General features: G+C 37.8%; 18 protein-coding genes. 3 read left to right on the forward strand and 15 right to left on the reverse strand.

Translation table 11 applies throughout. The features are described 5' to 3' along the window. Nucleotides 1-2 precede the first annotated feature (2 nt). The 4 genes from purC to IGI87_RS08215 all read right to left on the reverse strand — a co-directional run bounded on the left by purC (nt 3) and on the right by IGI87_RS08215 (nt 3,509). Nucleotides 3-716, reverse strand: coding sequence for a phosphoribosylaminoimidazolesuccinocarboxamide synthase (purC, locus tag IGI87_RS08200; RefSeq protein WP_438736614.1), 714 nt, complete (start codon nt 714-716; stop codon nt 3-5). A 148-nt stretch (nt 717-864) separates the two neighbouring features. After that, nucleotides 865-1,989: a 5-(carboxyamino)imidazole ribonucleotide synthase gene (purK, locus tag IGI87_RS08205; protein ID WP_438736616.1), complete on the reverse strand. Its 1,125-nt coding sequence runs from the start codon at nt 1,987-1,989 to the stop codon at nt 865-867. Then, nucleotides 1,982-2,470, reverse strand: coding sequence for a 5-(carboxyamino)imidazole ribonucleotide mutase (gene purE / locus IGI87_RS08210; protein WP_002365766.1), 489 nt, complete (start codon nt 2,468-2,470; stop codon nt 1,982-1,984). Before purE ends, purK begins: the two co-directional genes overlap by 8 nt. A 172-nt stretch (nt 2,471-2,642) precedes the next feature. Continuing rightward, nucleotides 2,643-3,509, reverse strand: coding sequence for an SPFH domain-containing protein (locus IGI87_RS08215; protein WP_002357267.1), 867 nt, complete (start codon nt 3,507-3,509; stop codon nt 2,643-2,645). Between the two features lie 149 nt (nt 3,510-3,658). Here IGI87_RS08215 and IGI87_RS08220 point away from each other — a divergent pair, with 149 nt between their 5' ends. Next, complete coding sequence (locus tag IGI87_RS08220) at nt 3,659-4,534, forward strand: NAD(P)H-hydrate dehydratase (protein WP_438736618.1); 876 nt, start codon at nt 3,659-3,661, stop codon at nt 4,532-4,534. Nucleotides 4,535-4,631: 97 nt separating this feature from the next. Here IGI87_RS08220 and IGI87_RS08225 read toward each other — a convergent pair whose 3' ends face one another. The 4 genes from IGI87_RS08225 to IGI87_RS08240 form a co-directional block, all read right to left on the reverse strand. Further along, nucleotides 4,632-6,272, reverse strand: coding sequence for a peptide ABC transporter substrate-binding protein (locus IGI87_RS08225; RefSeq protein WP_438736620.1), 1,641 nt, complete (start codon nt 6,270-6,272; stop codon nt 4,632-4,634). A 62-nt stretch (nt 6,273-6,334) separates the two neighbouring features. Then, nucleotides 6,335-6,655, reverse strand: coding sequence for a cupin domain-containing protein (locus IGI87_RS08230; protein ID WP_438736622.1), 321 nt, complete (start codon nt 6,653-6,655; stop codon nt 6,335-6,337). 134 nt (nt 6,656-6,789) lie between these two features. Then, complete coding sequence (locus tag IGI87_RS08235; RefSeq protein WP_438736624.1) at nt 6,790-7,809, reverse strand: branched-chain amino acid aminotransferase; 1,020 nt, start codon at nt 7,807-7,809, stop codon at nt 6,790-6,792. A 189-nt stretch (nt 7,810-7,998) separates the two neighbouring features. After that, nucleotides 7,999-8,451, reverse strand: coding sequence for a DUF2188 domain-containing protein (locus IGI87_RS08240; RefSeq protein WP_113794176.1), 453 nt, complete (start codon nt 8,449-8,451; stop codon nt 7,999-8,001). Nucleotides 8,452-8,650: 199 nt separating this feature from the next. Here IGI87_RS08240 and IGI87_RS08245 point away from each other — a divergent pair, with 199 nt between their 5' ends. Both IGI87_RS08245 and IGI87_RS08250 read left to right on the forward strand, forming a co-directional pair. Further along, the gene (locus tag IGI87_RS08245; RefSeq protein WP_010707488.1) at nt 8,651-8,821 is read left to right on the forward strand and encodes a hypothetical protein; all 171 of its coding nucleotides are present in this window, start codon (nt 8,651-8,653) and stop codon (nt 8,819-8,821) included. A gap of 228 nt (nt 8,822-9,049) precedes the next feature. Beyond that, on the forward strand, nt 9,050-9,619 hold the full coding sequence (locus tag IGI87_RS08250; protein WP_104854041.1) for a hypothetical protein: 570 nt from the start codon (nt 9,050-9,052) through the stop codon (nt 9,617-9,619). Nucleotides 9,620-9,666: 47 nt separating this feature from the next. Here IGI87_RS08250 and IGI87_RS08255 read toward each other — a convergent pair whose 3' ends face one another. The 7 genes from IGI87_RS08255 to IGI87_RS08285 all read right to left on the reverse strand — a co-directional run bounded on the left by IGI87_RS08255 (nt 9,667) and on the right by IGI87_RS08285 (nt 18,564). Further along, a complete protein-coding gene (locus IGI87_RS08255; protein ID WP_438736626.1) occupies nt 9,667-10,311 on the reverse strand; it encodes a DUF998 domain-containing protein in 645 nt (214 codons plus the stop codon). Between the two features lie 120 nt (nt 10,312-10,431). Further along, complete coding sequence (locus IGI87_RS08260; RefSeq protein ID WP_438736628.1) at nt 10,432-11,586, reverse strand: AI-2E family transporter; 1,155 nt, start codon at nt 11,584-11,586, stop codon at nt 10,432-10,434. A gap of 240 nt (nt 11,587-11,826) precedes the next feature. Next, a complete protein-coding gene (locus IGI87_RS08265; protein ID WP_438736630.1) occupies nt 11,827-15,801 on the reverse strand; it encodes an endo-alpha-N-acetylgalactosaminidase family protein in 3,975 nt (1,324 codons plus the stop codon). Between the two features lie 147 nt (nt 15,802-15,948). Continuing rightward, nucleotides 15,949-16,356, reverse strand: a complete 408-nt coding sequence (locus tag IGI87_RS08270; protein WP_438736632.1) for a PTS sugar transporter subunit IIA — start codon at nt 16,354-16,356, stop codon at nt 15,949-15,951. A gap of 19 nt (nt 16,357-16,375) precedes the next feature. Further along, complete coding sequence (locus tag IGI87_RS08275) at nt 16,376-17,185, reverse strand: PTS system mannose/fructose/sorbose family transporter subunit IID (RefSeq protein WP_002357254.1); 810 nt, start codon at nt 17,183-17,185, stop codon at nt 16,376-16,378. Continuing rightward, nucleotides 17,172-18,071 (reverse strand): PTS mannose/fructose/sorbose/N-acetylgalactosamine transporter subunit IIC, encoded by a 900-nt coding sequence (locus tag IGI87_RS08280; RefSeq protein ID WP_002357253.1) that lies wholly within the window; start codon nt 18,069-18,071, stop codon nt 17,172-17,174. The genes IGI87_RS08275 and IGI87_RS08280 overlap by 14 nt, the downstream gene beginning before the upstream one ends. Nucleotides 18,072-18,084: 13 nt before the next feature. Then, nucleotides 18,085-18,564 (reverse strand): PTS system mannose/fructose/N-acetylgalactosamine-transporter subunit IIB, encoded by a 480-nt coding sequence (locus IGI87_RS08285; RefSeq protein WP_002361968.1) that lies wholly within the window; start codon nt 18,562-18,564, stop codon nt 18,085-18,087. Nucleotides 18,565-18,566: the final 2 nt, after the last annotated feature.

Consider the following 18,566-nt stretch of genomic DNA (forward strand, 5'->3'; position numbering starts at 1 on the left):
CCTCAATTAGCTGTTAGTAAACGTTGTAAAACTTCTTCATATACAGGAACTATTTCTCCTAATTCACGACGATAAACATCTTTATCCAGATGCTCGTTTGTATTTAAATCCCATAGACGACAGGTGTCTGGAGAAATTTCATCTGCCAGTAACAATTGATTGGCCTTCGTCCGACCAATCTCGATTTTAAAATCGATCAAACAAATATTGAGGCGTTGAAAGAGTTGACTAAGCGCCTGATTAATTTGTAAAGCCAATGCTTTGATCTCCACAATTTCAGCAGGAGTGGCTACTTTTAGAAATTGAATATGGTCTTCGTTAATAAAAGGATCATCCAGACGATCTTCTTTGTAATAAAATTCGATAATGGGCGTCACTAATTTAGTGCCCTCTTCAATCGCTAAACGCTTTGAAAAACTTCCCGCCGCATAATTACGTACGACAACTTCCAAAGGAATCATTTCTACGGCCTGAATTAATTGTTCGTGATCAGAGATTTTTTTAATAAAATGATTGGGAATCTTCTGTTGCTGTAAATGTTCAAAAATTAGACTAGTGATTTGATTATTCAAAGCGCCTTTCCCCAAAACTTTATCTTTTTTTTGACCGTTTAAAGCTGTTGCTTGATCAAGATATTCCACAAAAAGAACCGCTGCATTTTCTGTTTGATACAACTTCTTCGCTTTTCCTGTATACACAAGTGCTTTCTTTTCCATTCTTTCCCTCTTCTCGTTAGCTTCATGGACCCTATTCTTTCTAAGTCGGCTGATTTACACCAAAAAACTTACATTAGTTACAAAAAAACAATAATCGTTCGTGTTTGGCGAATGTAAAAATAAAAAACTTGCTTGAAGCAAGCATTTATTAAGTTACGTTCCAAATACCAACAGCCTCAATTTCCTTTAACGTTTCTGATAAGCAAGGTGTTGTAATGGTGACGTGGCCCATTTTTCTGCCAACTTTTGATTCGGCTTTCCCATAGTAATGGACTTGCCAAGTGGGTTTTGACGTGCATAACTGGTAGCTTTTTTCTAAGTGTTCTCCTAAGAGATTCACCATAACCACTGGTTGAAGTAACTGGGGTAACCCAATGCCCCAATTGCTAATCCCTCGAATATGCGCATCAAATTGACTAAATGAGCAAGCTTCAATAGAGTAATGACCTGAGTTATGAGGCCGTGGCGCTAATTCATTGACGTACAACTCTTCTGAATCCGTTAAAAACAGTTCGATAGCTAAAACCCCAGATAAATTTAATTCCTCAGCAATGTGTTGCGCTAATTCCGCTACTTTTTGTTGCACATCCTCAGAAATTCGAGCGGGCACAATTGATTCATGCAAGATATTCTTTCGATGAATGTTTTCTGACACAGGAAAGGCTTGATAGCCATGCTTATTCCCCGCAACAATGATTGAGAGTTCTTTAGTGAAAGGCACCCACTTTTCTAGTTCACATGTGGTGTTAGCTAATAATTCAGTCGCTTGGGACAAATCCTCATCGCATTTTAAGATGACCTGTCCTTTGCCATCATATCCACCTTGAATAGTCTTTAAGACACATGGAAACCCAATCTTTTCTGTTGCTTGTGGCAGCTCTTTCTGGCTTTTTACTTCCGCAAAAGGGGCAATCTTACAGCCAATCGATTGAAGAAACGTTTTTTCAAGCAATCGATTTTGAGTAATTTTTAACAATTCTGTTCCTTGTGGTAGCTTTTCTAGTGGAATGGCCTTTTCTAGGGAGGCCACTTCAATATTTTCAAATTCATAGGTGATCGCATCGCATAACTCTGCTAGTTCAGTTAAAGCAGATATATGATCAAAGGCTGCCACAATTTGACGGTCAGCTACTTGACCAGCTGGACTATTGAGCGTTGGGTCCAACACAATCATTTGGAAACCCATTTTTTTACCACTCATAACTAGCATTCGCCCTAACTGTCCCCCACCTATAATGCCAATAGTTGCACCGACTTTTAAAGGTTTATTCAAGTTGTTCCCCACTTTCCATAACAGCTTTTTCCAATGATTGTCGTCTTGCTTGGATTCTTTCTGCTAACTGTAAATCATCAATACTTAGTATTTCTGCAGCTAATAACCCAGCATTGGTAGCACCTGCTGAGCCAATCGCAGTTGTTGCTACAGGAACTCCGCCTGGCATCTGCACAATAGACAACAGTGAATCAATACCGTTTAATGTTCGTGTTTTAACTGGAACACCAATGACAGGTAAGGTTGTCTTTGCAGCTACCATCCCTGGTAAATGGGCCGCTCCACCAGCGCCAGCAATAATAACCTTCAATCCTTTTGTTCGTGATTCCTCTGCAAAACGAAACATCAAATCAGGGGTCCTATGTGCTGATATCACCCGTTTTTCATAAGGAATTTTCAACTCTTCCAACACAAGACAAGCAGCTTTCATCGTTGCCCAGTCTGAGGTACTTCCCATAATCACAGCGACTAATGGTTTCATGAATGTAATAACTCCTTCCGCCTTTTTTCACTGTTATTCTAACAATGAGAAAAAGAGATGTCAAAGAAAAACCGAAATATTATATATTAAAATTATATAATGTTCGTGTCTATCAAAAAAAGAGTCATCGGAAAGATGACTCTTTTTTGCTATTTTTAGCGTTGCTTCCTCTTTAAGAAGAAACGTCGCCTGTATTAATAACTGGTTGTGTGCCTTTATCAGTAATGATTGAGACTAGTAAATTATTAATAAGTTGTACTTTTCGTTCATCGGTAAAATTAATTTCTTGCCCTTCTTCGATCTGTTCTAAGGCCATTTGTGTCATGCTTACCGCACCTTCAACAATTGTTTGTCGAGCCGCTAAGATTGCTTTTGCTTGCTGTCTTTGCAACATGGAGCTAGCAATTTCAGTTGCATAAGCTAAATGATTCAATCGTGTTTCGATAACCTCTACACCAGCCACTGCTAAGCGTTCTTGCAATTCTTTGGTTAACTCCTCGGAAATTTGTTCGGTATTTCCTCGCAGAGTTACATCATTATCTGAAAAAGTATCATAAGGATATTGTGTTGCTACATGCCGGATTGCCGTTTCGCTTTGAATTTCCACAAAGTCTTGATAATAATCAACATTAAATAACGCCTTAGCTGTATCGACTACCCGAAAAACGATGACCGCAGAGATTTCGATTGGATTCCCGTCAGAGTCATTGACTTTTAACAGAGAACTATTGAAATTTCGTACTTTCAAAGAAATGTTCATTTTTTGCGTAAATGGAATGGTAATAAACAACCCATTTTCTTTAATCGTGCCTAAGTAACGACCAAAAAATAAAATAGCTTTCGCCTGATTGGGACTAACAATAGTTAAGGAACTTAAAAATAAAATAGCCCCAACTAACAAAATAATACCTAAAACAACAAGAACACCATTGGTATGACTCGCTCCATAAATAAATAAACCAATTCCCGCAATTAAAATAACTAATAAGCTCGCAATTCCTACGTAGCCACTCATATAAAATGTTTTTTTCTCTTCCATCTGTTTCACTCTCCTAACTCATTTATCTGGTCCTTATTATACACCTCATTGCCTTCAATAGAGTAACTTTTAACATTAAATAAACTGATTTTTTCGGTGTTCTTGTAGTATACTGAGAACAAAGAAATCCCAAGAAAAGGAGTGATAGAATGCGCTATTTAAGCAAGGACATTTTAAAGGAAGTCATCACTCAACGCCCCTCTGACTCTTATAAAAACAATTTTGGGCGTGTTGTATTAATCGGAGGAAACCGACAATATGGCGGAGCCATTATCATGAGTACCGAAGCGTGCATCAATAGTGGCGCTGGTCTCACCACTGTGATTACTGATGTTAAGAATCACGGGCCTTTACATGCAAGATGTCCAGAAGCCATGGTCGTGGACTTTGAAGAAACAGTCCTTCTGACGGACGTCGTAGAGCAAGCGGAGGTTATTTTAATTGGTCCAGGTTTAGGCTTAGATGCTACTGCACAACAACTGTTAAAGATGGTGCTCGTCCAACATCAAAAACACCAATGGTTAATTATCGATGGCTCAGCGATTACCCTGTTTAGCCAAGGTAATTTTTCCCTTACTTATCCTGAAAAAGTTGTTTTCACACCTCATCAATTGGAATGGCAACGTTTGAGTCACTTACCTATTGAGCAACAAACACTGGCAAGTAACCAGCCCCAACAAGCAAAATTAGGCAGTACGATTGTTTTAAAAAGTCATCGCACCACAATTTTCCACGCAGGAGAACCTTTTCAAAATACAGGTGGCAATCCTGGGATGGCTACTGGCGGAACTGGGGATACCTTGGCTGGCATCATTGCTGGCTTTTTAGCTCAGTTTAAGCCGACAATTGAAACAATTGCTGGCGCCGTCTACTTACACAGTCTCATTGGTGATGATTTGGCCAAAACCGACTATGTTGTTTTACCAACGAAGATTAGTCAAGCCTTGCCGACATATATGAAAAAATATGCCCAGTCACACACTGCACCTGATTCTGAACTATTGGAACAGAAGCGTTCGAGATAAAACCCGAAAAGGCTAAATGGTGACAAATTTTGGGTTAAAAAGCAGGATTTAAGCCTGGGCCGAAAATCAAAAGCGATTTTCAGCCCAGGCTCTCTTTTTATTTTTCCTTATAAACATTTTTTAACGTTAATGGAGCGCCAAAGGTATGAAAATTCAAGCCTTTGACTTTATCATTTTGCAGGACTGTTTGTTCATTTTGGCTAAGTGGAATCATGCCAGCAGTCGTTTCAATCACTTCTTTTTCAGCTGCAATCAGTGTCGCCCATCTTTTTTCTGGCTCCAAGGCATAGGTTGTGGCTGCTTCATCTAATAATTTGTCATAGACAGGGTTCTGATAATTGCGATCATTGCCCTTGTATAAAGTCATCAGGGTAGAAATAGGATCTTGATAGTCTGGTGTCCAGTAAATTAAGAATAAATCATAGTCACTTTCTCGCCCAAAGTTCAATGCAGCTTCAGTCGGCAATGCGGTTAGCTCTATTGTCAAACCAGGAAACAGTTCTTGTAGCGAGCCTTGCAAACTTTCACCAATTTTTTTGTAAGAACCATCATCTGTTACCATCAATTCAACGTTAACCTTTTCTCCTAATTCTGCTTGTGCTTTTTTCCAATAACTTTGCGCTTTTTCTTTGTTATAAACCATTAAATTACCTGCTTCTTGACGAAAATCGAGGCCCGTTGTGGGATTCGCCACAAAGCCTTCCGTAATCGCACCATGTAAAGCTTTAGAACCATCTGCAATAATATTATTGACTAGATTTTCTTTATCTATTCCTAAAGCCAACGCTTTACGCAGGTTTTCGTTTGCAAGCGGCGTTGCTTGCCCTTTCCGTTTTTGATTTAAGCGCAAATAGTTCATTGTCGCTGTTGGGTACGAATGATACAACGTATTATTTTTATTCTGTTGCGCCAGTTCACCACTTAGTGTAGCCACATCTAATTGTCCATCTTCAAAAAGATTCAATGCGGTAGATGTTTCTTTGATAACCGTATAATTGATAATGTCTGAGCGCACGTTCTGGCGATCCCAATAGCGATTATTTTTTGCTAGTTGCCAGTCCATCTTTGTTTGCTGCCAATCTTTTACCACGAACGGGCCATTATAGACGACTTTATCACTAGCAGTTCCATAGTCCGCACCAAATTGTTCGACTACTTTTTGATTTTGCGGGAAAAATGTAGGAAAAGCTAATAAGGACGTAAAGTACGGTTTTGGCTCTTTGAGCGTCACCTTTAATGTATAATCATCCACAGCTGTGACACCAAGTTCATTGGGAGCTAATTTCCCCGCTGAGATTTCTGCACCATTTTGAATTGTTTCAACGATGAGGAAACTATAGACAAATCCGTTTTTAGGATCAATCATTTTTTTCCAAGCATATTCAAAATCATGTGCCGTGACAGGATCATCGTTACTCCAAACCGCTTCTTTTCTCAAAGAAATCGTGTAGGTTTTTCCATCTTCTGAAATCGTCGGCAATGCTTTTGCTACGGCTGGTACCAATTGGTCTTGTTCATCTAAACTATATAACCCTTCAAACGCTGCAGTTTGGACAATAGCATCTGGAAAATCCAATAATACAGAGGTGTTGAGCGTTGTTAATTCCGAGGGTGACATCAATTGAACGGCTTCTTTGGTATTTTTCTGTTTCTTTTTATTTTCATTTTTATTGGTACACACAGCTAAAAATCCTACCAATAAAATACAAACCATTGTGATTTTTAAATACTTTTTCATCTTCTTTCTCCTATAACTCTTCATTTTTTTATGCTCTTACTTACAGAAAGACAGCTCCCCTTTTATTTTGTCCTTTCCACAAGCATCCAGACAACGACCGCTGGCTCCAACCCATTATTATAATTAATGTGCCCCTCACCAGCTTCAATTAATTGGGCTTGTCCAGCTTTTCCAACTAAGTCTTGACCATCTTCTAAAATCGTATGTGCTTCGCCAGAAATCACATAAGAATATTCATCCTGTTCATGGCGAGCATATCCAGCTAAAGGCCGTTTTTCACCAGGCTGTAATGTAATAATGCCCATTTGAACTTGTGTATTTGGTTGGTTTTCTTTATCAAAAAAAATCGTCATTTCTTCTGATTCTGCTGATTTAATAAGCAATAGCTTTCCCTCCTTTTTTAAATCTTGTATCTTCCATTATTCCTTTAAATAGAATCAAAGTCAATCTTTTTATAGAAAATTCTGAATATTCTACACAAAAAAAAGAGAGCATGAATTCTCTCTTTTTTGTCTCTTTAAACTTTAACAATCCAGCCTTCTGGCGCTTCTTTGTCACCAAACTGAATGCCAACCAGTTCATCATATAGTTGCTTGGTCACTGGCCCAACTTCTGTTTCACTATAAAATACATGAAAATCTGTGCCGTTTTGAATCCCACCAATAGGAGAAATAATCGCCGCTGTGCCACAAGCACCTGCTTCGGAAAAGTCCGCTAATCGGTCAATGTAAACATCTCCTTCAAGCGCCGTCATCCCTAAACGTTCTTTTGCTAGCGTCAATAATGAATATTTAGTAATACTTGGTAAAATAGACGCTGATTTCGGCGTAATAAAAGTACCGTCTTTGGTTATGCCAAAGAAATTAGCTGCACCAACTTCTTCAATTTTCGTATGCGTATACGGATCTAAATAAATGCAATCACTAAATTCTTTCTCATGTGCTTCTGCACCTGGTAAAAGACTAGCTGCATAATTGCCCCCCACTTTAGCGGCCCCAGTTCCTCGACCCGCCGCTCGATCATATTCAGAAACGATAAAGTTGGTTGGTGCTAAACCATTTTTAAAATACGAACCAACCGGCACGCAAAAAATAGAAAAAATGTATTCTTTGGCAGGTGCTACGCCAATATTATCGCCGACACCAATCATATAAGGGCGAAGATACAACGTGCCGCCCGTTCCATATGGCGGTAAATAAGCAAGGTTGGCTTTCACCACTTCTTGGCATGCAGAAACAAAGGTTTCTACTGGCACTTGTGGCATCAGTAGACGCGCACAACTTTTTTGTAGCCGTTTGGCATTTTCATCTGGACGAAACAAATTGACAGAACCATCTGCACATTGATACGCTTTTAATCCTTCAAAACATTGTTGGCCATAATGTAGAGCAGGCGAACCTTCACTAATCGTTATCTGATTGTTATCTGTTAACGTGCCTTCTTCCCACTTACCATCTCGCCAATAACTAATATAACGAAAAGGCGTTTTAATGTAAGAAAATCCTAAATTATTCCAATCAAGATTGGCTTTTTCCATTGTCGTAGCACCTCAATTATTTTAATTTTTTATCTTAATTAGTGTAATTGTACCCACCAAAAACTAGAAAAGCAAGCCTTATTCTCATTCTTAACTTTTGTTATTTTTTCTTACTTGCACATTTTTCCCTCGCAAAAAACCTTGATAGCCGTTTCTTGAATTGCAACGGAATATCAAGGTTTCGAAAAATTATTCAGTATACTCTTTGGTTTCTTGTAACGTACCATCTTGCTTATAGATTTTCAACTTTGTTTGCTTATTCCGAGCGATTTCTTGGGCTCGTTCAATCGCCTCTTGTTTGTGAGTAAATGCATTACTTGCTTTTTCAGCGCTGTCTGAAATTACCAACCATTGGTCGTCTTTATATTTAACGTTGACAGCCGCCGTTAATAATTTCCCAGCGTGTTTATCCTGTTTATGCGAATCTCGTTTCGTAGGATTTGCTTCTTGTTCAAATGCCTTTTTGTCTGCTGTACTTGCCTCTTGATACCATTTCTCCGCTTGACTAATCGCAATTGGAATGGCGCGATCATCAGGGTAGCCATCCGCAAGCAACGCATTGCCAATATCTATCGCCTTTTTCCGAATCAAAGGTGCTAAATTTTTCATTGATGTAGGATAATCATTCATATTCCAAGGCATCAAAATCTCCTCCTTAAATTCTGTCTATTACTAGCTTACTACAGAAAAGGAACATTTGAAAAAGAAATGAATCAAAGACTTATTTTTTTTAAGGTTAACTAAAAATATTTGTTTACAATGTAAAAAAATGCTATCTTTATTTATGGAAGCTTAAGCAGAAGTAAAAATTTATAAATCCAACAAAAGGAGTTGCTAATTTATGGCTAATGTAAAATATATTGGAAACGATACAAAAAAATCTGAAAAAGGGAAAATCCACGTAAGAAATGGCAATTATACAGCTTGTGGAGCTCGAATCGATGACAATCCTGAAGACTGGGAAAATACAACCCAATATGTTACTTGTGAAAAAAGAGGCTGCAAAAAATAAAAACTATTAATAAAAAAAGAAGCTAAAAACCATCAAATTCTAAAAAAAATGCTTAAGTTTCCAATTTATACTACTGATTATATAACAATAAATTGTTAAAAATATAAATACATTTTAAAGTGGATTCCCCTTCCAAACTTCTCAATCTTTGAGTGTATGATTACTCATTTCCCTTTGAATCAGTTATGATAAAGGAAGAAATAAATAAATTTTTTTGGAGGGATTTTCATGAAAATGTCTAAAGTACTCACCACTGTTTTGACGGCAACTGCTGCTCTTGTGCTGCTTAGTGCTTGTTCATCTGATAAAAAAACAGATAGTAGTTCTAGTAGCAAAGAAACAGCTAATTCAAGTACAGAAGTAGTCTCTGGTGCTTCAATTAGTGCCAAGCCTGAAGAACTCGAAATGGCGTTAAGTGATAAAGGAAATTGGATTGTCGCAGCTACTGATAATGTCACTTTTGATAAAGAGGTAACAGTTGCTGGTACTTTCCATGATAAGGGGAAAGATTCCAATGATATCTATCGTAAATTAGCGCTTTATTCCCAAGATGATAATAAAAAAGTAACTGCTGAATATGAAATCACGGTTCCTAAGCTAATCGTTTCTTCTGAAAATTTCAACATCGTTCACGGGACTGTCAAGGGTGATATTGAGGTGAAAGCAAACGGCTTTACTTTAAATGGTACCAAAGTTAATGGCAATATTACTTTTGAAAAACAAGAATACAAAGATTCTGCTGACTTAGAAAAAGATGGTGCCACTGTTACTGGTGAAGTCACCGTAGCCAATAATTAAGTCATTACCAAACAATTTTAACTAGTAAAAAAACCAATGACAAATGTTCAATCAAATTTGTCATTGGTTTTAGTTTGTAAACACAGTGCCAGCATTGGTAAATAATTACAAAATGAACTCACTCTTTGCCATAAGCCTAAATAATTAAATGGTTTTACCTGTTGCAACTGTGGAATCCTTGCTAAGCCATATAAGCCGGCTGCAAGCATACATAAAATAAACAAAAAGCCAAAAAGGTTTTTATTTTTTTGCGAACCGTATTTACTATAGATAACGGTTAAGACGCCCGATAACAACAAAAAGCCTGTATAACCGACTGCTGATCCTCCGTTATGAATTGCGGCGGCAACTGTGCCAGCGGTTGAAGTGTCCACACTGAAGAGACCACTGAAAATACAGTCAAATAAACCATAAGCGCCCATCATTGCCACTACTAACCAGGCACCTTTTTTTGTTTGTCTGGAAAAAATAGCATATATCCTAGGTAAACTTGCTAACATCAACATTCCCGCGATGATAGTTAAACGATTAAAGGTTTCCCTGACTGGACTATTCACATCACCTAATAAACTGATTACTTCCGTCAATTGGTTGTAAGATTGATCTTTGAATCCGACATAATACGGTGTAAAAAAATCAAGTAAGACCCCTAAAACTAAAAAATAGCCGCCATATTTTTTTAAAAACTGCATCTATTCACCTCAATTTTGATTTTATATTCACTTTAAATATAGCCTATCTAACATTACGAATAACTTAACTTTCTTTCTCACTAAAAAACTTTTCGTCGACGCGAGACGAAAAGTTTTGCTTTAAGGTTCAAAAGAATCTACGATCTTATCAGATTCTTTTGATTCATTTAGCCACTCCGAGACAACAATTTTAATGATTGCAGCAACAGGAACTGCTAAAAACATCCCTAAGACGCCGAAGTACGCTCCTCCAATCGTGATTGAAACAATAATTAAAATCGGATTGACATTTAGGGCATCTCCCATAATTCGAGGACCAATAATATTGCCGTCAATTTGTTGTAAAATTAATAAAACCAGTAACACCGTAATGGCTTGAGTAACACCACCTGTGAAAAGCGTAATCACACCAGCAACAATTGACGCAAAAATCGAACCAAAATAAGGAATCATATTACAAACACCTAATAAAATTCCCAAAGTCACAGCAAATTTCACATTTAAAATACTTAACAAAAGCGTTGATGAAACGCCAATTATACAGGCATCAAGAAATTGGCAACTGATAAATTTATAGAAAATTTTATTCGTTGTATTTAACCAAGTTTGTGTTTGCTTGTACACTTTTTCAGACAGCAATTTGTGGGCGGCCTTTTCAACAAATGTCAAAATAGATTGCTTAAATACCAGCGCATAAATTGAGATAATCAACGTTAAAAATGCATTTAAAAAGAATGAGGAAACATTTTTAGTCAACGCTCCTAATGAAAACAACGCTTGTGTCCATTGATTTAAAAAACGTTCCGGCGACAAATCTTTAAGGACACTATTTAAATATTTTTCAATCGCGGCTGTTTTTAAAATCCCTTTATCTTCTAAGCTCATCACAAACTGAACCATGTGCTCATAAAAAGTGGGTAAAGAGTTTGCTAAATCTACTAAATTACTAATGAGTAGCGGAACGATATAGTTTAATGTCAAAACAAAAATAAACAAAATAATTAGGTACAAAAGGAGTACGCTCAAGCCGTGTTTCGCTTTTTTAACGACTGGTAAAGGAACTCTTTCTAGTAACCCCTCGATTTTTTTCTGACTTCCACTCAATAAATAAGCAATCACGAAACCAGTAATAAATGGGGATAAAATTCCTAACAAGCCCGAAACGCTATGGACAAAGTGCTGATAATTCGTGATTAATAAATAGCCAACAATCAGCGCCATTACAAATAAAAAGCGGATAACCCAGTAATTCCAATCAACATTGTATTTCTTCAATCACTTCACCTCTAAATAAATTATGCCTATCATTATAATTGTAAACGATTTGTGGCAAAAGGCAAGTTTGTCCATCTGTTCTTGATGAAATACACAAAGAAGCCTGACACTTTAAAAAATGTGTCTGTTTATTCTGCAGTCTAAAAGTGCAGCACTAGACCTTGATTCTTTTCATAAAAGAAGAAACTTGGGCTACAAGTTAAAACTACTTGTAGCCCAAGTTTCTTAAATAGACTAAATTTATTTTTTCGATTCCACTGTGACCGTAAAGTTATCCATAATGAAATCTTTATCGGCACCTGTTGTAAAAATACCAAACGTGGTGTTTCCTGAAGCATCCCCAATTATTTCTGCTTCATAATGCTTGGTTTGACCATCTGCTGCTGTCGAAGTCAACTCACCGACTGGCTTAAAGTCATTGTTATTTTTCAACTCCCCATTAATGGTCCCAGCAGTAAAGACATTTTCACCATCAGTTTGATAATCAAATTGGACCGTATATTTCTTGTTCGGTTCAAATTTAATATTTTGCGGAATTGTTTGAAGCATCAAACCTGCCCCTTGTTTATGGGCTTTCAAGGACCAGTTGCCTTCTAATACATCTGAAACAAGATTTCCATTCCAACCATATTGTGTGTAAGGTTCATTTCTTTCTGATAAATGAATCCGTGGATCTTCTACACCACCAGCTGAGCCTTTAACAAACGGATATAACCCAACTGCTTGTGTGTCTTCAAAATCTTGCTTAATAACTGTTTGTTTGTCTGGGTTCATGATATCCGTTTGACGCTCAACAATTCGTAAATCATCAAATTTTGTAACGGAATTGCCTTTATCAACCGCTAATGTCACCGAGCCTTTTTTGGCATTATCTGGGATTTCAAAATCAATTCGCATATTTTGCATATACTGCGGATTTTTCCTGCTTGTATGGTTAATATCTGCCTGAATGTAGTTTTGGGCAACCGAATTATTCACTGTCCGCGTATATTTTTTACCACCAATTTTAACAGTTACTGTGGCTTTACGATCATGTGTTTCTGTGTTTAGATACAAACTATATTTTCCTGGTTTAGGAAGAGTGATGTCTTGTTTGATTTCGGTTCTTTCTTTTTCTGAACTAAAGACATAATCACCGTTGGCATCTTTTTTAACCTCACCATCCCCTCGGAAAACTTTCCAGTTATTTTTCAAGGTATTGGCTTCATTAAATCCAGGATCTTTAAATGGTGTTCCTGTTCCAAATGTCATCGGTTCAATACTGTCAGGTTCAGCAATGACATACGGCGTATTCGCCTCGGCTTGGATGGTCACCTGGTTATTTGTAGCGGCAATTGCGCCTTTATCAATACGCCCTTGATCTGTTAATTCATATAAGTGTAAATTCGTTTTTCCTTGCATTTTCTTATCCAATGACCAAGTGCTGGTACCGCCTTTTGGATTCCAATGATATAGTTTGTCTTGACCATTAACATTCCAAGGCAGTAGATACGCATCACCTTTTAGAACTTCTGTCTCATTTAACTTAATGCTTCTTGGTGAATTGGCATCTGCTTGAGTAACGGTCACTTTTTCAGCGCCGTTCGCTAATTTAATCGTGCCATAGATTTGACCATCTTCTGCTGTTGTAGTTTCCCAGTTGGTAATTTGGTAGTGTTGTAAGAACTTAGTTGGGACATTAATGGCAAAAGTTTTTTGGCGATAGATATTAAAATTGGTTTTACCCACCCAACCTTCATAGGCTTCAAATTCGGCTCCACCTAATAGGGGATTGTCGGAAATAATCCAAGTGTCTTTTTGGTGATTCCGAATAAAACGAACGATTGTACTGTTAAAGCCTTTCGTTGTTGTACCGCCGTAATCTTTTTCTGCAGACCAATGGTTCCAAACCGAGTCATACTCTAAAGCATTCGGAAATTCATTGGTTGTAAACCAACCGAGTGAATTAATTTCTTTACTTAGTTGACGACTTGACCAACCTGCTTCGCCTTGATTGCCCCAAACATCGACATAAATATAATCTAGATTCGGTGCTTTTTGTTTTAATTCTTTAAAACGCTCATAGCGACGACCACTCAATGCATCTGGTCTTTGTTTAATAAAGTAAGACGGATCTAACCAATCCCAACCACGCTTCGTCGGATCAACTAATTCCTCATTAAATCCTTTTGCTTCTGGGTAAGACTCGGTGTCATTAATATGCACACCGAAAACGGCATTTAATTTATGGCCTTCGTCAATTAATTGATTTAACGCTTGTTCCCCACCAGGTCGCTGACCAATAGCACCGTAATCTGGATGCGCAGAGTCGTGTCCTTCATTTTGATACCCTTTTAGTAAATTCATTTGTCCTAATCCATCTGTTAAATTGTAAATGCGTTTTGATTCGTCTAACGTCACTAAGAATGGGTTTGTCGCCTGACTAGCAAAGTTAAAAGGAATCCGTTGGTTGACTAATTCAGGGACTTTTTCTGCGCCCATTGGATTATTCATGATTGAACGGAACCCAATTGCCGCATCTTGCCAATCCACCCGATTGTCGTCGTTGCTATCTTTTGAGAATTTAACTTTCACTTCTGGTGTTTCTCCAGTTGTGTAATCTGCTGGTGCATCAAATGGTCGATAGGTCCATGCCCCACTTGACAAGGTTGTTACAAAACCAGTCGCCGCTTCTTTTGTTTGTTTATGGATTCGATTGTTGTCACTACCATCGACAGAGCCGTCTCCATAGGCGTTCGTCCAAAAACTTGCAGCATAATTCGCTGTATTTAAGAAACCATACATATATTTTTTCGTTTCTTCTTGGCTTGTTGTAGTTAAATCTTGGATAGTATCACCATTTTTATTTCCGTTATTTGCATTTGTCCCAGTATTCATCACAACGCCAGCAAAAGTCGCCCCTTCATCTGTACTATTGACAGAAATCAAGCCTTGATTTGGAATTGAAATTGTGTGTATTTTGGTTCCTTCTTCACGAATATCTGAGAGTTTCATAGCTAATTCTTGACCCTCTGAAACAGTCACTGTCGTTGTGAAACGCAGACCAATTTCTGGGACTGCTACGTTATAAACGGCTTGATTTGCTTCACTCTTTTGTTTTTCAGCAGTTGCTTGATATGCTTTGCCATCAATCATTACTTGGTCTATTTTCTCGTGTTGGCCATTAAAAATCACTTGATTATTCTGAGGGTCCTCGTAGCGAATAATTCGAGGAAATTGTGGATCAACCACGGCTGTTAAATCTGCGGAAGAGATTTTGTCGCCTTTTTCAGCTTCATCGTCTTTAGCAACAACAACGCTGGCTTTTGCTTTGATGTTTGTATTTTCCAAAGTACCGTCGACTTCAAAAGTTCCTGGTTCTTTGTATGCATCAGGATTGATTTCATCCCAACTGACTGCTTCATTGGCTTCTTTACCAGTATTATAGGTCACTTTTACTTGTTTCGGTAATTTTGGTGCGACACCAATTTTTGTAAAAACTTTGACTGGAGCAATTTGCGTCACTTCTGGCACAATTTCCGGAATACTATCTACAGGGCCATTTTTAAAATAGTCGTAATTGACAATTTTTTTGTCATACCACAAACGGACACCCATATGTCCGGCTTCTGTTGGAATTTTGTCCCCGTTGGCCAAAACAGGTTCTCCTTCGTAAATCAACGTGGTGTTAAGCCAGATAGTAATTTTTTCACCAACATAACGTACTTTCAACAAATAATTCGTATCTTCATTCAACGTTGGTCCAGAAATCGAATCATTCCACGAATTAGGGCTTTCAACTAACCATTTGCCATTCGCGTTATAACCTACAAAAACCCAGCTATCTTTGGCGTTGCCACGAATAATCACACCCGTTCGACCGCTTCCAGCAGTGTATTTAAACCTTGTTTCTACTTCACCATCAGCTAATTTAGGGGAATCTAAATTTAAAGAGACGGCATTATTACCTGCTGCTGCATCTCGTGAAATCGCCAACGACTCTCCTGCTAATTCTCGATTTGTTTTACCAATCACATCTTGCCACTCACCAATTTTCCCTCCTGGAAAATCAGATTGCCACAATTTTTCTTCTGTTGCGGCAGGTTCCACCATTGATGAGCTTGTTTCAGTGCTGCTGTTTGTTGTTTCTTCTGCAGACGTACTCAATGGTACTAAAATCGTTGCGCTTGCCAATAGTGTCAATGTACTAAATCGTTTTATTTTTCCATGTTTCATTTGATAAATTAGCCCCCTAACATTTTTGAACACGCTTTCATTATTAACGATTAAAGGGGCGTTCCAAAAATAAATTCTTTTATTTTTGGAACGTCCTCTCTAAATCATTCTCTTAAACCTTTGATAACTTACGACGACAAGTCAGAATTATTCATCCTCATCATCTACTGCAACATTTAGCAACAATTCATTAACTTTCATAATACTTTCTGCTGATTCCTTAACATAGTCACCTTCAATCGCTAATAAACTTGCATTTACATAGCTGATAACCATCGGTAAATTCATCCCTGTATATAAGTCAAACGAAGCACCTTGCATAATTTTTTTGGATAAAATATTACAAGGTGTCCCCCCTAATAGATCAGCAAAGACAACAAAATCTTCTAACGATTCCGTAATCGCTTCAAATTTTTCTAAAAAGTCAGCTTCTCCTTCTTCTGGTAATAAAGCAACAGTGGAAATTGTTGCTTGCGGTCCCATAATCATCTCCGCACTTTTTTTCAATTCCTCGCAAAAACGGCCATGACTTACTAAAACTAAATGTGTACTCATCGATTTTCTCCTGTCTTACTTATTTTGAAATAACACCTAACGCAGACAATGCGACACAGACAATTAATACGATAAAAATGGCTTTAGTAGACGTCATATTCTTTTTACCTAGCATCCAATAAACGCCACCGACAATTCCTGCAGGTAGTAGACGTGGTAAAATCATATCCAAGTTATTTTGCATGTTAAGTGTTACATCCCCAATACTTGGTGCCCATGATAGTTTCACATTAACCATCGTTGCCACTAAAGCGCCAACCATGAAGACCCCTAGTAAAGTTGCAGCATCTGTTAAGGCAGTTAAGCGGTGTTGCATAGTTGTTACCAAAGAAATTCCTTCGCGATACGCAAATTCCAATTGTTTCCAACGGAAGACCATCACCGCAATTTGAGCAACAATCCAGATAAAGATACCAGTTGGGTTACCATTAATCGCCATGTTGGCAGCTAGGGCCCCAAAAATAGTTGGAATTAAAGCTGCGAAAATTGAATCCCCAATTGCTGCAAACGGTCCCATTAAACCAGTTTTCAAACCTGAAACTGTTTGTTTTCCAGCAATGCCTTCTTTTTCTTCAATGGCCAAATCGATCCCTGTAATAATTGTATTAAAGAAGTTGGAAGTATTGAAAAATTGCGTGTGCGTTTTCATCACTTCTTTTAATTCAGGCGTATCATCCCCATAAATTTTACGCAATTGTGGCAAAATCGTATACAAGTAACCTGATCCTTGCATTCTTTCGTAGTTCCAACCTAATTGGAAAGTAAACAAGCTTCTGCGATTAATTTGTTTAAAATCTTCTTTCGTCAATTTATAATTAGATTTCGTCATCTTCAATCTCTCCTTCGTCTGAATCATTCGCTGCATGTTCTTTTTTGGCTGCTGGCCCACTCGGAATCATTTGGCCATTTTTGTAGCTAATTGCGGCTAAAGCGAAACCAATTAAAGCGACTGCTAGCATTGGTAGTGCGTTAAATACACCACTGAAGTCTTTCACAACGCTCGCAACAGATGTTCCTAAAAGTTGCATGTTTGTAAAGATTGTTCCTAGTAAAGCAGTTACAGTGAAACCAAGAATTAAATAAGGGAAATGTTTTTTCACTGGTAAGTAACGTAGTAAAATTGCAAAACCGACCGCTGGTAAGACCGCCCCAGCAACAGACAAGCCATCACCTAACCATTTCAAATCGCCATTTAGGACAGATACAACTTTTTGTACTAAACCACCACCAAAAGCAAGTGCTAAGAAGACTGGAATCATTCGAGAAAGAGACCAAGGTAAGGCACCCATTAAGAAGTTACGCTCAATTCCTTTATAGTTCATATCTTCGACCATTTTATCAATCCGATGTGCAAAGTAGGTATTCGCAAAACGAGCCAAAATGTCTAATTGAATCATTAAACTAGCAACTGGTACTGCAATAGCAGCGATTGCTTGTTCAGGGTTCATTCCTAAAGACACAGAAAATGCTGTGGCAAGAATCGTGCCTGAGTTAGCATCAATTTTAGAGGCACCCCCGAAAGTCCCCACTCCTAATACAGTTAATTGCATACTTCCACCAATAATAAGTCCTGCTTTAATATCCCCCATCACTAATCCTGCAAAAAGACCTGCAAACACTGGCGCACTTAATGAAGAATAAATTTGTAATTCATCTAAAATTTGGTATCCTGCGTATAATGTTAATAATAAGATCTGCCACCATAAGATATTCATTTTTTGTTCCCTCCTATTTTGTTATCAAACTCATAAAGTCTTCCGCTTTGTCACTTGGCACCATTTGAGCAATCAGATGGACACCTTTAGCATTTAACTCTTTAAAAACCTCAATATCTTGATCGACCACATTGATTGACTTAGTAATCGACCGTGTTTCGTTTGTTTGAGACATGTTCCCGACATTGATTTCTTTAATCGGTACCCCAAGTTCTACTAGTTTTAATAAACGATCTGGTTTACGTACCACAATTAGTAAACGTTGTGAGTCGTATTTTCCTGCTAAAATATTTTGAGCAGCTTTTTCAACTGGTAACACGCTTAGTTTCACGCCAGCTGGTGTTGCTAATTTCAAGCCGCTTTTTTCAATGGCATTCCCTGCAACCTCATCATCAACGACCATAATTCTGGAAATATTCAATTTTGTCGCCCATAAATTTGCCACTTGTCCATGAATCAAACGTCCATCAATTCTTACGCCAATAATACTCATTG

Source organism: Enterococcus sp. DIV1444a, from assembly GCF_051712125.1.
In the GTDB taxonomy this organism is placed as follows: Bacteria; Bacillota; Bacilli; order Lactobacillales; family Enterococcaceae; genus Enterococcus; species Enterococcus faecalis.

Bases quoted from the DNA above. Each gene is read 5' to 3' on its own strand.
- purC (WP_438736614.1), bottom strand. From the start codon at position 716: ATGGAAAAGAAAGCACTTGTGTATACAGGAAAAGCGAAGAAGTTGTAT.
- purE (WP_002365766.1), bottom strand. From the start codon at position 2,470: ATGAAACCATTAGTCGCTGTGATTATGGGAAGTACCTCAGACTGGGCA.
- IGI87_RS08215 (WP_002357267.1), bottom strand. From the start codon at position 3,509: ATGGAAGAGAAAAAAACATTTTATATGAGTGGCTACGTAGGAATTGCG.
- IGI87_RS08220 (WP_438736618.1), top strand. From the start codon at position 3,659: ATGCGCTATTTAAGCAAGGACATTTTAAAGGAAGTCATCACTCAACGC.
- IGI87_RS08225 (WP_438736620.1), bottom strand. From the start codon at position 6,272: ATGAAAAAGTATTTAAAAATCACAATGGTTTGTATTTTATTGGTAGGA.
- IGI87_RS08235 (WP_438736624.1), bottom strand. From the start codon at position 7,809: ATGGAAAAAGCCAATCTTGATTGGAATAATTTAGGATTTTCTTACATT.
- IGI87_RS08240 (WP_113794176.1), bottom strand. From the start codon at position 8,451: ATGCCTTGGAATATGAATGATTATCCTACATCAATGAAAAATTTAGCA.
- IGI87_RS08245 (WP_010707488.1), top strand. From the start codon at position 8,651: ATGGCTAATGTAAAATATATTGGAAACGATACAAAAAAATCTGAAAAA.
- IGI87_RS08250 (WP_104854041.1), top strand. From the start codon at position 9,050: ATGAAAATGTCTAAAGTACTCACCACTGTTTTGACGGCAACTGCTGCT.
- IGI87_RS08255 (WP_438736626.1), bottom strand. From the start codon at position 10,311: ATGCAGTTTTTAAAAAAATATGGCGGCTATTTTTTAGTTTTAGGGGTC.
- IGI87_RS08265 (WP_438736630.1), bottom strand. From the start codon at position 15,801: ATGAAACATGGAAAAATAAAACGATTTAGTACATTGACACTATTGGCA.
- IGI87_RS08270 (WP_438736632.1), bottom strand. From the start codon at position 16,356: ATGAGTACACATTTAGTTTTAGTAAGTCATGGCCGTTTTTGCGAGGAA.
- IGI87_RS08275 (WP_002357254.1), bottom strand. From the start codon at position 17,185: ATGACGAAATCTAATTATAAATTGACGAAAGAAGATTTTAAACAAATT.
- IGI87_RS08280 (WP_002357253.1), bottom strand. From the start codon at position 18,071: ATGAATATCTTATGGTGGCAGATCTTATTATTAACATTATACGCAGGA.
- IGI87_RS08285 (WP_002361968.1), bottom strand. From the start codon at position 18,564: ATGAGTATTATTGGCGTAAGAATTGATGGACGTTTGATTCATGGACAA.